A 13,062-nucleotide genomic window follows, 5' to 3' on the forward strand; every position below is an offset into this window, starting at 1 on the left:
GATGACAGCGGAGGTTCACATCCGCAACAACGCCTGCCGGTCGATCTTCCCCGTGCCGGTCTTCGGCAGCTCGTCGATGAAGATCACCTCGCGCGGATATTTGTAAGGAAGCAGTTTGCCCTTCACGTAATCCTGCAGCCGCCGGGTCGTTTCGCTTTGATCCGCCGCGCGGGTGTTCATCACCACCACTGCCTTAAGCGTCATGCGCCGGTCCGGCAGCTCGGCGGCGAACACCGCGCATTCGCGGATGTCCGGGTGGTCGGCGAGGCAAAGCTCAACCTCGAGCGGGTAGACCCATTGGCCGGAGATCTTGATGAGATCGTCGGCGCGGCCGCGGAAGAAGTGAAAGCCATCGCCATCGCGGACGAAGCGGTCGCCGGTGTAGATCCAGCCGCCTTCGCGGATGGTCTCGGCGGATTTGTCCGGCCGGTTCCAGTACAGCGGCGTGTTGGAATCGCCGCGCACCCACAAGATGCCTTCCTCGTCGTCGGCGACATCGCGGCCGTCCTTGTCGCGCAGCGCGACCTCATAGCCGGGCACGCGCAGGCCGGCGGCGCCGAGCTTCTTCCGCTCGGGGCGGTTGGAGAGATAGATGTGCAGCACCTCGGTCGAGCCGAGGCCTTCCACGATCTCGAGACCGGTGAGCGTCTTCCAGCCGTTGAAGACTTCGGCCGAGAGCACCTCGGCGGCCGAGAGTGCCATGCGCAGCGACGAGAAGTCGGTCTTGTTCGCACCCTCGGCCTTGGTCAGCGATGTATAGAGCGTCGGCAGGCCGAAGAAGACCGTCGGCCTGTACTGCTCGATCGCCGAAAAGATTGCCGCGGGCTTCGGCTGGCCGGGCAACAGCAGTGTCGTCGCGCCCGCCGAGAACGGGAAGGTGATCGCGTTGCCGAAGCCATAGGCGAAGAAGATTTTTGGCACCGAGAAGCAGATGTCATCCGGCGTCAGCTTCAAGACGTTCTGCGCAAAGGCGGCTTCGCTATAGGCCATGTCGTGCTGGAGATGCACGATGCCCTTGGGCCGGCCGGTCGATCCGGACGAATACATCCAGAACGCCATCTCGTTGCGATGCGTGTCGGCTTCCGCGAGCTCAGTCGGAAACTGCGGGAGCCAGCCGGCGGCGGAAACGGCGTTCGGCGCGGCGTGATCGCTCGCCGGGCCATTGACGACGACCAGGGTATGCAGGGCCGTGTCCTTGCAGGCCTCGGCGTTGAAACGTGCACAGAACTCGGCGTCCGCCACCGCAACAGTCGCGCCGGAATCGGCGAGATAGAATTGCAGCAGATCCGGCGGTGTCAGCGTGTTGATCAGCAATGGCACGAAGCCGGCGCGCACCGCGCCGAAGAACGCGGCCGGGTAGGCCGGAGTGTCATCGAGGAACAACAGCACGCGATCGCCGCGCTTGAGGCCGAGCGAGGCAAAGCCGTTGCCCCAGCGCCCGGCTTCCGCGCAGAGCTCCGCGTAGGTGCGCGTGCCCGCGGGGCCAATGAGCGCGAGCTTGTCACCGTGGCCTTTGCCGACATTGTCGAACAGCACGCGGCTGGCATTGTAGACCTGCGGAACGGAAAAGCCGATCTCGCGCGCGCCCGCGCAGTCGGCGGGCACCTGGTCGTGAATCTGCTGGCTCATGCCTCGTCCCCACCGTTCTTGGCGGCTTCGTAGCGCGCCATGAAGGCCGGCGACATCGCGCGCAGGCGGGAGTCGTCGATGCGGCCGGAGCGGGTGATGTAGCTATAGGCAAAGTCCATCAGGCCCTGCTGCATGTGCTGAGCAAAGTGCTCGTACCAGAAAGCGCTGGTCCGCGCGGCATTGACGAGCTTCTGCACCACCGGCTTTCGCGCGGCCTGGTAGCGATGCAGGGCGGTCGAGAGATGGGCGTCCGATTCCAGCGCCTTGACCAGTGCAATGGCGTCCTCGATCGCAAGCCGCGTGCCGGAGCCGATCGAAAAATGCGCCGAGTGCAGGGCGTCACCGAGCAGCACCATGTTCTTGAACGACCAGTGCTCGTTCCAGACCCAGGGGAAGTTGCGCCAGACCGATTTGTTGGAGACCAGCGAGCGGCCGCCGAGCGTGTCGGCGAACACCTCCTCGCAGACACCTTTGGACTGCTCCACGTCCTTGTAGGCGAAACCGTAGGCCTGCCACGTCGCATGGTCGCATTCGACCAGGAAGGTGCTCATGGTCGGCGAGTAGCGGTAGTGATGGGCGTTGAAGGCACCGCGGTCCGTCTTGACGAAGGTCTGCGACAGCGTCTCGAAGCGCTTCGAGGTGCCGTACCAGACGAACTTGTTCGAGGAGTAGGACAGCGAGGTGCCGAAATCGCCCTCGAAGGCGCGGCGTACCAGCGAGTTCAGCCCGTCGGCAGCGACGATCAGATCGTGCCCGTTGAGCTGATCGATCGCATGAATCGGCGTGTCGAAGCGCGGGGTGACGCCGGCATTGATCGCGCGCTGCTGCAGGAATCGCAAGAGCTCGAGCCGGCCGATCGAGGAGAAGCCGACGCCGTCGATGGCCACGCTGTCGCCGCTCAGGTTCAGCGTGATGTTCTCCCAGCTCTCCATGTGCGGCGAGATCGCGTCGACCGTCTCGGGGTCGTCGGCGCGCAGGAATTCCAGGGCCTGATCAGAAAACACCACGCCAAAGCCCCAGGTCGCGTCGGCCGGGTTCTGTTCGAACAGGTCGACTTGATCCTCGGGGTGACGCTTCTTCCAGAGATAGGCGAAGTAGAGCCCACCGGGCCCCCCGCCAATCACGGCGATCCGCAACGTCTGCCTCCCTAATTGACAGTATACTTACTATCTAGGGGTAGACTAATGTGCTCCGGCCACCCGCGCCAGCGGAATTATCGGCAAGCCGCGCGGCACACCACAGCTCACGTCCGGACGCGCGTTTGGCGCGTGTCCGAAGCAGTGACCTTGCGAAGCATAGCCAAACCGTGGCGGCTTGGCCATCCGCCCCGTCAGACGCAGCGCTTCACCCGTACGCCGCCCACGAGCACGGTGGTGCAGCGGACCGCCGGATGGCACGCTTCTCTAGCGTGCCGCGAACGGCGCCAGCACGTCCTTGCAGGCAGGTGACAGCGACGCGGCGTTGCTGGCGATGCACTGCACGATGCGGCCGCCGCCAGGCGCTACGCCGGCGCACAGCGTGCGGATGTCGGCACCGCAGGCGGAGCGGACGATGAACAGCTCTTCGCGCGGCCGCAGCGGGCGCAACGCGATCACGGCGGGCGCGGCTGCCGGTGCTGCCGCCGCCGCGGGAGCCGCGCCCGGAGGTGCCGCCGTTGCTGCCGTGCCACCGCCGCCGGCCGCGGCGCTCACGGCCTTCTCGCAGGCCGGCGAAACCTTTGCCTTGTTCTTCTCGAGGCATTCGAGCGCAGGCGCGCCGCCTGGCGGCACGCTGGCGCACACCTTGGGATAATCGGCGCGGCACGCGCTCTTGACGGCAGCGACCTGCGCGCTGCTCGGCTGTTTGGCTGCCGCGGCCTTCGGCGCTGCTCCAGATGCCGGCTTTGCGGCGGGGGCGGTTTCAGCCTTCGGCGCGGCAGGCGCGGCCTCCGCCTTGGGTGGAGCCTCTTTGGGTGCAGCCTCTTTGGGTGCAGCCTCGGTCTTCGGCGCCGCAGCAGGCTCGACAGCGCGAACCGCGGTTTGGCATCCCGAGGACAGGCTGGACATGTTCTTCTGCAGGCATTGATAGGCTTCCACGCCGCCGGGCGTGACGCTCGCGCAGTGCGCCATGAAATCCGAGCGGCATGCGGAGCGGATCGCGCTCTTCTGCGCCTCGGTCGGCGCTTGTGCGAATGCGCCTGCTGCAGTTGCGAAGAGAGCCGCCGCCAGCAACGCCCCGCGTGCCGACGCATGTTTCAACGTGTTGAACATCCGAGTAATTCCTGCCCTGTCGGCAACGCCGACAATTTTTTCAAACGTGATGCAAACAATCGTCGCGGGTGATGCCGCGCGCGACATCATTGGCCGCCGCGACCTCTACCGCAAGTAGATATTGGCTTTGCAATTGCGACGTAACTACGTCGTCAGAGCTTGATCATGCGCTTGCCGCGGTTCTCGCCCGCCAGCAATCCGATCAGCGCCTTCGGCGTGTTCTCGAGGCCGTCGATGATGTCCTCCTGCACCTTCAGCTTGCCGGATGTGACCCAGGCCTGGAGGTCGGCGAGCGCTCGCTGACTCTCTTTCATGTAGTCCATCACGATGAAGCCTTGCATGACGAGCCGCTTCACCACGATCAGGCCGGGCACGCCGCGCGGGCCGTGTGCCGAGGGCGCGCCGTCATATTGCGAGATCGCACCGCAGCAGGCGATGCGGCCGTAATTGTTCATCTGCGGCAGGCAGGCTTCGAGAATGTCGCCGCCGACATTGTCGAAATAGACATCGATGCCCTTCGGAGCCGCCGCGCGCAACGCCTTGAACACCGCGCCGTCCTTGTAGTCGACGGCGGCATCGAAGCCGAGTTCGGAGGTCAGCCAGCTGCACTTGTCGGCGCCGCCGGCGATGCCGATGACCCGGCATCCCTTGATCTTCGCGATTTGCCCGACGATCGAGCCGACCGAGCCCGCGGCCGCGGAGACCACGACCGTCTCGCCCTCTCTGGGCTTGCCGATCTCCAGCAGGCCGAAATAGGCGGTGAGGCCGGCAATGCCGAACACGCTGAGCAGATGCGTCATCGGCTCGAGCTTCGGCATCTTGGTGAGATGCTTGGCGGGCACTGTCGCCAACTCCTGCCAGCCGGTGTCGCCGAACACGATGTCGCCCGGCGCAAGCTCCGGCGCCTTCGAGCTGATGACCTCGGCGATGGCGCCGCCGGCCATCACGCTGTTGGCCTCCACCGCTGAACGATAGGTCGCGCCGTGCATCCAGGCGCGGTTGGCGGCGTCGAGCGAGATGTAACGCACGCGCAGCAAGGCCTCGCCGTCCTTCGGCTCGGGCACCGCACCTTCGACCAGCTTGAAGTGCTCGGGACCGAGCTTGCCGCTGGGCTTTTCCACCAAAAGAATCTGACGATTGATGCTGCCGCTCATGATGTTTCCCCTCGGTCGTTTGACGATTATTGATGCAGCGGCCGCAAGAAAAACGTGCAAGCCGCTTTCGTTGTGCGCTGCATGAAGGCTAGATCGCGGGCGCCAGTTTCGCAACGGGAACATCCGCCCGACGATCGCACGCCAAGCGTGTTGCGCAGTCGTCATATCTGCGACATCATGAAGCGGTCGGTGTAGCGGGGGTGTTCAATGTCGAACAGGTTTACGCAATTCATTCTGGTGGCGATGGTGCTCGGCATCATCATGGGCGCGGCGATCTACAATTTCCTGCCCGACACGCGGGGCGACTGGGCCTCGTCCATCAACCTGATCGCCGTGATTTTCCTGCGCCTGATCAAGATGATCATCGCGCCGCTGGTATTTGCGACCCTGGTCGGCGGCATTGCTCATATGGGCTCGGGCTCCAAGCTCGGCCGCATCTTCGCCAAGACCATGGGCTGGTTCGTCAGCGCCTCTTTCGTCTCGCTGATGCTCGGCCTCGTGATGGTCAATCTGCTTCAGCCCGGCGCGAATTTCCCGGGTACGCTGCCTGACAAGGCGCAGTCGACCGGCCTGCCGGTTTCCGCCTTCTCGATCGAAAAATTCCTGACCCATCTGATCCCGACCTCGATCGCGGATGCGATGGCGCAGAACGAGATCCTGCAGATCGTGATCTTCGCCGTGTTCTTCTCGGTGGCGATGGGCTCGATGCCCGAGCGCTCCAAGCCGATCCTGGCGCTGATCGACGACATCGGCCACATCATGCTCAAGGTGACGGGCTATGTGATGCTGTTCGCGCCGTTCGCGGTCTGGGCCGCCATCACCGCGACGGTGGCCAAGAACGGCCTGCTGGTGCTCTGGAAGCTCATCGTCTTCATGGGTGGCTTCTATCTCTCGCTCGCGCTCCTGTGGGGCATCCTCGTGGTCGTGGGCTTCATCGTGATCGGGCCGCGCTACGCCCATCTGCTGAAGCTGATCCGCGAGCCGCTGATGATCGCGTTCTCCACCGCGAGCTCGGAAGCGGCGTATCCGAAAACTCTGGAGGGGTTGAACAAGTTCGGCGCCTCGTCGCGGATATCGAGCTTCGTGCTGCCGCTCGGCTATTCCTTCAATCTCGACGGCACGATGATGTACTGCACCTTCGCGAGCGTCTTCATCGCGCAGAGCTATCACATCGACATGCCGCTCGGCACCCAGCTCGCGATGCTGGCAACGCTGATGATCACCTCGAAGGGCGTGGCCGGCGTGCCGCGCGCCTCCCTCGTGGTGATCGCCTCGACGCTCTCGCAGTTCGGCATCCCCGAGGCGGGGCTGTTGATGATCATGGGCATCGACACGTTCCTCGACATGGGCCGCAGCGCCACCAACGTGATCGGCAACACGCTCGCGACCTCGGTCGTGGCCAAGTGGGAAGGCGAGCTCGGGCCCGAGCACGAGCTTGAACCTGGCGATGCCGTGCCGGGGGACATGATCCCCGGCGAAGTGCCTGCGATGGCCGGCCATTGATCGGAGTGCATCATGCGCCTTTCAATAGCGATATCGGGCGGCCTGTTGCTGGCAGCGTGCCTGCTGGCCACGGGTGCCTCCGCCCAGACCGGTGGCAGCGAAGGGCTTAGCCCGACGCTGTCGGCGATCAAGACCGCGCACACCGTGCGCCTCGGCTATCGCGAGAGCTCGCCGCCGTTCTCCTTCCTCGACCAGGCCAACCGGCCGATCGGCTACAGCCTCGAGCTTTGCGAGGCTATTGTCGAGGAGATCGGCGTCGAGGTCGACGATCCCAATCTGAAGATCGCCTACGTCAAGGTCACCTCCGATGACCGCATCGACGCCGTGCTCCAGAACAAGATCGACCTGGAATGCGGCTCGACCACGGCCAATGCCGAGCGCGGCAAGCGCGTCGCCTTCTCGCCGCTGATGTTCGTCGCCGGCACCAAGCTGATGGTGTCGAAGGCGTCCAGCGTCCAGTCACTGACTGATCTGAAGGGCAAGACCGTCGTGGTGACGAAGGGCACCACCAACGAGCAGGCGATCCAGGCGGCCGACAAGAAGTCATCGTTGGGACTGAACATCGTTGTCGGTGCCGATCACGAACAGTCATACCAGATGCTCGTCGACGGCAGGGCCGATGCGTTCGCGACCGACGACATCCTGCTGTCCAGCCTGATCGTGCGTCACAAGGCACAGGACAAGTTCCGCGTCACCGGCGATTACCTGTCCTACGACCCCTACGGCATCATGTTCCGCAAGGGCGAACCGCAACTGGCGGCGGTGGTCGATCGCACTTTCCGCAAGCTCGGCTCCAACCACGACCTCGTTCCGCTCTACAACAAATGGTTCACCGCACGGCTTCCGACCGGCGAACGGCTGAACGTGCCGATCTCGCTGCAGCTGGAGGAAGCCTTCAAGGCGATGGACGATTCCGCGAGCGCGAATAACTAGCGCCTGTGCGACGAACGAAAGTGTGCCCTCTCCCTTACCGGGGGAGAGGGCGCAGCAACGAGCAGCGCGCGCTCACGTGCCGGCGGGCACCTGGTCCAGAAATCCCGTGATGCTCCTGATACGGCCGTCCTTCAGCACGGCGAAATCCGTCCCCTTGATCGGGCTGTCGATGCCGTCAGGACCAAGGCCCCAACTGAAGCGGACATGGTCGCCGTAGCCGTTGGGCTCGCCGATCAGCTTGAATTTGAAATCAGGGAAGCGCTGCTGCACGCCTGCGATCAGCGCATCGACGCCGTCATGGCCGTCGCCCTTCATCAGGGGATCGACATAGCTCGCATCCGCCGTCCAGTTCTGGCTCAGCAGTTCGCGCCGGCGGTCAGCTGCACGTTCGTTCCAGAGATCGATGTAGCGGCGAGCGATGGTGATGGGATCGGTCATTGTCGTCTCCTTCGATGGCGCCGTGTCGTTCGGCTGACATGATTATCGAAGGTTTGCGCGCGCTGATCGATTACCTCGGAGGTCATGCGCATGATGCGGGAAAGTGTGAAGCGGTTTCCGGATCGGATCATGCGCCGACAAGCGCGCGCAAATGTTTGTCGCGAACTTACTTGGCCGCCGTGACCATGATTTCGACGGTGTATTGTGCCGCCGCGAGCTTGGCTTCGACGGTGGCGCGTGCCGGCGTGTTGCCGGGCGAGACCCAGGCGTCCCACACCGCGTTCATCTCGCCAAACGTCTTCATGTCGGTGATGTAGATCGTGGCCGAAAGAAGTTTGGACTTGTCGGTGCCGGCCTTGGCGAGATGGCTGTCGATAGTCGCCAGAATGTCCTGGGTCTGCTTCGTCACGCTTTCGCCGGCGGCGTTGTTGGCGACGACACCGGCGAGATAGACTGTGTTACCGTGCACGACGACCTGGCTCATGCGCGGGCCGGTTTCAAGACGCTGAATGCTCATTGGGGGTCTCCTTTGAATGGCGGCCCTGTCTAGCGCAGCGGCTTGCCCTGTGCCACCCCAGGCACGCATGCGTTGCCGGGCACGCATGCGTTGCCAGGCACGCATGCGTCGTCGGCGATGCCTGAGTTGCACTTCAGGGAAACTGGCCGAAGAACGTCCAGATCGTTTCGGCTGCGTCGATGTCGCCGTTCTGCGACCCGAGCAAGCTGGCGGCGACCTTCGGGAAGCGGGCATCCGGAAAAAATCCGGGCATGCGATGACCGCCTTGATTGATGCGATAAAGCACGACGTCGTGCCCTTCAGGACAGCGCGAGGATATCCGCGTCACCGTGGACTGGTCTGCTGGCGCCCTGTCGGGCAAATCGGTCATGTCGGCATTATCGGTCTCGCAGCCGTTGAGCTTGCGCCAGAACGCAAGCGTCTCGTCGGTGGACCAAAAACTGTCTGCGGCATAATAGCTCGATCCGCGGCCGCCTTCGTAGGGGACCAGCGGATCGGCGGTGCCGTTCATCAGCAGCATCGGCAACGGCCGCGACGGATGGCACGTGACAGCGGTCTCATCAGTGAGGTTCATGCTCACGCTCGCGCCGGCAGCAAACAGATCGGCGCGGGCGCAGACCAGCGTCATTGCCATGGCGCCGCCATTGGAGATGCCGGTGACATAGACGCGGCGAGGATCGGCGGTGCCGTTCGCCACCAGCTTCTCGACGAGCTTTGCGATGAAGGCGACGTCGTCGGTGCCTGCGGGCGGGCCACGGAGCGCCGGTCCCGCCTTGGTCCTCGCATCGGCCCATGCGTGGTTGAGGCCATCAGGAAAGACCACCGCAAACCCTTCGCGCTTTGCGACCTGCGGCCACGCCGTCCGCGTCATCATGTCGGCTCCGCGCTGCGTCTTGCCGTGCAGCACGACGACGAGCGGCACGAGCCGCTTCGACGGCAGTTGCACAGTGTAGGACCGCTTCACACCGTCAATATCGATCGTATCCGCGGACGCAGCCGAGGCAGCGGCTAATGCCGCAACAAACGCCCCGATGCGCAGCCGCGGCCGCATCATCTAGCCCACGGCCTTCGCCGCGGCCCGGCCCGCATTGCGGCCCGAGAACAGGCAGCCGCCGAGGAACGTGCCTTCCAGCGAACGATAGCCGTGCACGCCGCCGCCGCCGAAGCCGGCGGCTTCGCCGGCTGCATAGAGGCCGGGGATGACGCTGCCCTCCTCGCCGAACACGCGCGAAGAGAGGTCGGTCTCGAAACCGCCGAGCGTCTTGCGGGTGAGGATGTTGAGCTTGACCGCGATCAGCGGCCCTTGCGCGGGATCGAGGATGCGGTGAGGGGAGGCGGTGCGGATCAGTCTGTCGCCGATATAGCGCCGCGCATTGTGAATGTTCATCACCTGCGCATCCTTGACGTAAGGGTTGGCGATCTCTCGGTCGCGCGCCTCGATCTGCATCCTGATGTGCTCGAGCTTGAGGAGGTCGCTGCCGGCCAGCTTGTTCATGGCCGCAACGAGATCCTCGATCTTGTCGCGCACGATGAAGTCGACACCATGGCTTTTGAACGCTTCCACCGGCGCCGGCGCGCCCTTGTTGGTGGCGCGCTTGATGGTCATACGCCAGCTCTTGCCGGTGAGGTCGGGATTCTGCTCCGAGCCCGACAGCGCAAACTCCTTCTTGATGATGCTCTGGGTCAGGATGAACCAGGAATAATCGTAGCCGGTGGACATGATGTATTGGAGCTGGCCGAGCGTGTCGGAGCCGGGAAACAACGGCGCCGGCAGGCGCGTGCCGGTGGCGTCGAACCACATCGAGGAGGGGCCGGGCAGGATGCGGATGCCGTGGCGCGGCCAGATCGGTGACCAGTTCTGGATACCTTCGACATAATGCCACATGCGGTCGCGGTTGATCAGCCGCGCGCCTGCTTTCTCGGTGATGCCGATCATGCGGCCGTCGACATGCTCGGGCACGCCGGAGATCATGAATTTCGGCGGCGCGCCGAGTCGCTTCGGCCAGTTCTGCCGCACCAGCTCGTGATTGCCGCCGATGCCGCCGGACGCCACGATCACGGCTTGGGCCTTCAACGCAAACTCGCCGACAACATTGCGCGACGAACTCTTGCCGCGCTCGACATTGTCGGGGGCGAGAATGGCGCCGCCGACGCCATCCACCGTACCGTTGGTGATCGAGAGCGCATCGACGCGATGGCGGAACCGAAAGCTCAGCCGGCCGCTTCTGACCGCCTCGCGCGCCCGGCGCTCGAACGGCTCGACGATGCCGGGCCCGGTGCCCCAGGTGACATGAAAGCGCGGCACCGAATTGCCGTGGCCCATCGCGTCATAACCACCGCGCTCGGCCCATCCGACCACGGGGAAAATGCGATGGCCCATCGCTCGCAGCCATGCACGCTTCTCGCCGGCCGCGAACGCCACATAGGCGTCGGCCCATTGCCGCGGCCAGAAATCCTCGTCGCGGTCGAAGCCGGCGGTGCCGAGCCAGTCCTGCATCGCGAGGTCGAAGGAGTCCTTGATGCCGAGCCGGCGCTGCTCCGGCGAATCGACCAGGAACAATCCGCCGAACGACCAGAACGCCTGGCCGCCGAGCGACTGCTCGCCCTCCTGGTCGACCACGATTACGCGCTTGCCGGCGTCCGCGATCTCGGTTGCGGCCACCAGGCCCGACAGTCCTGCGCCGACAACGATGACGTCAGTCTCTTCAGCCATCTGTTCGGCCATATGTTTCCCCCTCCATGTGTTTCGCCCTCCACAGGTTCCTCCCTGTAGTTGCCCGGATTGAAGCCGGCGGTTGCAACTGAGATCAAGAGGACGGCGCGTAAGACATCGTTAACTTGTTCCACTTCGGGAAAAAGACCGGCTGAGTGCAGCGCCGGCGCAACACTGGATTTGAATTTGTTTTGAGCGAGCCGGCATGCCTAGACAAAACCGCGGTTACGACGGACCCTAGCAGGGCATCACCACCTGACACACAGATTCGAATTCGACTGGGGCGGGGGCCAATGAAGTTTCTGACGGGGTTGCTTGCGGCGGTTCTCCTGATCGCGAGCATGGGCGCTTCTCACGCGGTGGTTCGGATCGCGGATGACCGCGGCGGCCGGATCGGAACCTACGTCGACAAATACCAGGACCTGCGACAGTCGGGCGATACCGTCATCATCGACGGTCTCTGCGCCTCTGCCTGCACCATCGTCCTCGGCGCCATCCCGCCTGACCGCATCTGCGTGACGTCGCACGCCACACTGGGCTTCCACGCCGCGTGGGATTTCGGCAGCAACGGCCGCGCCGTCACCAATACCGAAGCGACCCAGATGCTCTATGCGATGTATCCCTCGCAGGTGAAGCGCTGGATCAATCAGCGCGGCGGCCTCACCCCGCATATGCTCTTCCTGAAGGGCCGGCAGCTCCAGGCTATGTACAAGCCTTGCTACCTCGACGCGCAGGCCTCGGCCAACAAGCCATCGTCGCGGTAGGCCGCGCCGTCGTTGCTTCCGTTCAACCCTGAATTCTCGTCATAGCCGGGCGTCGCTTTCGCTCGCCTATGTCCCGGCCATCCACGTTTTTGGCCCGGGCGAGAATCACGTGGATGCCCGGGCCTTCGCCTCGCGGAAGCGGCTTCGGCCGCGCAAGCCCGGGCATGACGGAGAACCTCCGTATCACAAGTTCTCCAGCCCGCCCGCCGCGCTTGCCCGGCCCCGTCCCAGCGCCTATTTGAAAGGCAGGGAACCCTTCACCCCGATCGTTGTCATGGCTCAACCACTGCACCCCGCCCATCCTGTATCGGACAATTCGCCCACTGCCGGCCGGACGCCGGTCGTGCTGCTGTTGGCAGGTGCTGGCGTCGGCGGCCTGGTCGTGCTCGGCGCGCTCGCGCTCTGGTTCCACTACGGCAGCCAGGTGTTCTTCGAAATGATCAGGACCGGTCTTGCCGCCTGCTTCTGACACGCGACAGGAAGTTTTCCGCTCATGAGCCCTACCGCCCGTCCGCTGGTGATCGCGACCGCCTTCGCCGCAAGCCTCGTCCTCGGGCTGCTGATCGTATTCTGGGCCATGGGCGGGGTCGGCAAGGTGGCGCAGCCGGCCGCGATCGGCGGCCCGTTCCAGCTCACCGACCAGAACGGCAAGACCGTCACCGACAAGAACCTCAAGGGCAAGCCGACCCTGATCTTCTTCGGCTACACCCATTGTCCCGACGTTTGCCCAACCTCGCTGTTCGAGATCTCGGAAGTGCTGCGCGCGATGGGCAAGGACGCCGACAAGGTCAATGCCGTCTTCATCTCGGTCGATCCCGAGCGCGATACGCCGGCCGCGATAAAGGATTATCTGTCGAGCTTCGACCCGCACCTCGAAGGGCTGAGCGGCGATCCTGCCGAGACCGCCAAGGTGATCACCTCCTACCGGGTCTATGCCAAGAAGGTCCCGACCAAGGACGGCGACTACACCATGGACCACACGGCGCTGATCTATCTGATGGATCGCGACGGCCGCTTCGTCTCGCCGTTCAACCTGAAGCGCACGCCGGAAGAAGCCGCAGGGGAGTTGAAGCGGTATCTGTAGGCTCCCCTATTGACCGCAATCCGCGCTCGCGTTCCCGGCCGGATGGGCTATAAGGCCCTCCGATCCCAACGAAAATCG

The 13,062-nt window shown here is 64.2% G+C and carries 14 protein-coding genes; 6 read left to right on the forward strand and 8 right to left on the reverse strand.

What is annotated here, in order from left to right; genetic code table 11:
• Positions 1-15: 15 nt before the first annotated feature.
• From RX329_RS03160 to RX329_RS03170, 3 genes are all read right to left on the reverse strand, one after another.
• Entirely contained in the window at positions 16-1,629 is a 1,614-nt protein-coding gene (locus tag RX329_RS03160) for a benzoate-CoA ligase family protein (RefSeq protein WP_085351603.1), read from the reverse strand.
• Positions 1,626-2,765, reverse strand: a complete 1,140-nt coding sequence (locus RX329_RS03165; protein ID WP_085383582.1) for an FAD-dependent monooxygenase — start codon at positions 2,763-2,765, stop codon at positions 1,626-1,628. The genes RX329_RS03160 and RX329_RS03165 overlap by 4 nt, the downstream gene beginning before the upstream one ends.
• Positions 2,766-3,032: 267 nt before the next feature.
• Positions 3,033-3,737, reverse strand: a complete 705-nt coding sequence (locus tag RX329_RS03170) for a cysteine rich repeat-containing protein (protein WP_240543210.1) — start codon at positions 3,735-3,737, stop codon at positions 3,033-3,035.
• On the opposite strand from RX329_RS03170, the gene RX329_RS03175 reads away from it, so the two are divergent.
• On the forward strand, positions 3,736-3,996 hold the full coding sequence (locus tag RX329_RS03175; RefSeq protein WP_231189770.1) for a hypothetical protein: 261 nt from the start codon (positions 3,736-3,738) through the stop codon (positions 3,994-3,996). The genes RX329_RS03170 and RX329_RS03175 overlap by 2 nt on opposite strands.
• Before the next feature lie 34 nt (positions 3,997-4,030).
• Here RX329_RS03175 and RX329_RS03180 read toward each other — a convergent pair whose 3' ends face one another.
• A complete protein-coding gene (locus RX329_RS03180) occupies positions 4,031-5,032 on the reverse strand; it encodes an NADP-dependent oxidoreductase (RefSeq protein ID WP_085351601.1) in 1,002 nt (333 codons plus the stop codon).
• Positions 5,033-5,239: 207 nt separating this feature from the next.
• Here RX329_RS03180 and RX329_RS03185 point away from each other — a divergent pair, with 207 nt between their 5' ends.
• Together RX329_RS03185 and RX329_RS03190 are read left to right on the forward strand one after the other, a co-directional pair.
• Complete coding sequence (locus RX329_RS03185) at positions 5,240-6,535, forward strand: dicarboxylate/amino acid:cation symporter (protein ID WP_027569994.1); 1,296 nt, start codon at positions 5,240-5,242, stop codon at positions 6,533-6,535.
• 12 nt (positions 6,536-6,547) lie between these two features.
• Complete coding sequence (locus RX329_RS03190) at positions 6,548-7,468, forward strand: amino acid ABC transporter substrate-binding protein (protein WP_317245502.1); 921 nt, start codon at positions 6,548-6,550, stop codon at positions 7,466-7,468.
• 72 nt (positions 7,469-7,540) lie between these two features.
• On the opposite strand, the gene RX329_RS03195 is transcribed toward RX329_RS03190, so the two are convergent.
• The 4 genes from RX329_RS03195 to RX329_RS03210 form a co-directional block, all read right to left on the reverse strand.
• Complete coding sequence (locus RX329_RS03195; RefSeq protein ID WP_018452997.1) at positions 7,541-7,906, reverse strand: nuclear transport factor 2 family protein; 366 nt, start codon at positions 7,904-7,906, stop codon at positions 7,541-7,543.
• Positions 7,907-8,072: 166 nt separating this feature from the next.
• Positions 8,073-8,423 (reverse strand): RidA family protein, encoded by a 351-nt coding sequence (locus RX329_RS03200; protein ID WP_007599359.1) that lies wholly within the window; start codon positions 8,421-8,423, stop codon positions 8,073-8,075.
• A gap of 133 nt (positions 8,424-8,556) precedes the next feature.
• Positions 8,557-9,477, reverse strand: a complete 921-nt coding sequence (locus tag RX329_RS03205) for an alpha/beta hydrolase family esterase (RefSeq protein WP_085383583.1) — start codon at positions 9,475-9,477, stop codon at positions 8,557-8,559.
• Complete coding sequence (locus RX329_RS03210) at positions 9,478-11,136, reverse strand: FAD-binding dehydrogenase (protein WP_026232436.1); 1,659 nt, start codon at positions 11,134-11,136, stop codon at positions 9,478-9,480.
• A 293-nt stretch (positions 11,137-11,429) separates the two neighbouring features.
• On the opposite strand from RX329_RS03210, the gene RX329_RS03215 reads away from it, so the two are divergent.
• The 3 genes from RX329_RS03215 (at position 11,430) to RX329_RS03225 (ending at position 12,984) form a co-directional block, all read left to right on the forward strand.
• Entirely contained in the window at positions 11,430-11,900 is a 471-nt protein-coding gene (locus tag RX329_RS03215; RefSeq protein WP_018453000.1) for a hypothetical protein, read from the forward strand.
• Between the two features lie 274 nt (positions 11,901-12,174).
• Positions 12,175-12,369, forward strand: coding sequence for a hypothetical protein (locus RX329_RS03220; RefSeq protein WP_085351669.1), 195 nt, complete (start codon positions 12,175-12,177; stop codon positions 12,367-12,369).
• 24 nt (positions 12,370-12,393) lie between these two features.
• A complete protein-coding gene (locus tag RX329_RS03225) occupies positions 12,394-12,984 on the forward strand; it encodes an SCO family protein (RefSeq protein ID WP_085351598.1) in 591 nt (196 codons plus the stop codon).
• Positions 12,985-13,062: the final 78 nt, after the last annotated feature.

It is taken from the genome of Bradyrhizobium sp. BWC-3-1 (genome assembly GCF_032917965.1).
Taxonomy (GTDB): Bacteria; Pseudomonadota; Alphaproteobacteria; order Rhizobiales; family Xanthobacteraceae; genus Bradyrhizobium; species Bradyrhizobium canariense_D.

Bases quoted from the DNA above. Each gene is read 5' to 3' on its own strand.
- RX329_RS03160 (WP_085351603.1), bottom strand. From the start codon at position 1,629: ATGAGCCAGCAGATTCACGACCAGGTGCCCGCCGACTGCGCGGGCGCG.
- RX329_RS03175 (WP_231189770.1), top strand. From the start codon at position 3,736: ATGAAATCCGAGCGGCATGCGGAGCGGATCGCGCTCTTCTGCGCCTCG.
- RX329_RS03170 (WP_240543210.1), bottom strand. From the start codon at position 3,737: ATGGCGCACTGCGCGAGCGTCACGCCCGGCGGCGTGGAAGCCTATCAA.
- RX329_RS03180 (WP_085351601.1), bottom strand. From the start codon at position 5,032: ATGAGCGGCAGCATCAATCGTCAGATTCTTTTGGTGGAAAAGCCCAGC.
- RX329_RS03185 (WP_027569994.1), top strand. From the start codon at position 5,240: ATGTCGAACAGGTTTACGCAATTCATTCTGGTGGCGATGGTGCTCGGC.
- RX329_RS03190 (WP_317245502.1), top strand. From the start codon at position 6,548: ATGCGCCTTTCAATAGCGATATCGGGCGGCCTGTTGCTGGCAGCGTGC.
- RX329_RS03195 (WP_018452997.1), bottom strand. From the start codon at position 7,906: ATGACCGATCCCATCACCATCGCTCGCCGCTACATCGATCTCTGGAAC.
- RX329_RS03200 (WP_007599359.1), bottom strand. From the start codon at position 8,423: ATGAGCATTCAGCGTCTTGAAACCGGCCCGCGCATGAGCCAGGTCGTC.
- RX329_RS03205 (WP_085383583.1), bottom strand. From the start codon at position 9,477: ATGATGCGGCCGCGGCTGCGCATCGGGGCGTTTGTTGCGGCATTAGCC.
- RX329_RS03210 (WP_026232436.1), bottom strand. From the start codon at position 11,136: ATGGCTGAAGAGACTGACGTCATCGTTGTCGGCGCAGGACTGTCGGGC.
- RX329_RS03215 (WP_018453000.1), top strand. From the start codon at position 11,430: ATGAAGTTTCTGACGGGGTTGCTTGCGGCGGTTCTCCTGATCGCGAGC.
- RX329_RS03220 (WP_085351669.1), top strand. From the start codon at position 12,175: ATGGCTCAACCACTGCACCCCGCCCATCCTGTATCGGACAATTCGCCC.
- RX329_RS03225 (WP_085351598.1), top strand. From the start codon at position 12,394: ATGAGCCCTACCGCCCGTCCGCTGGTGATCGCGACCGCCTTCGCCGCA.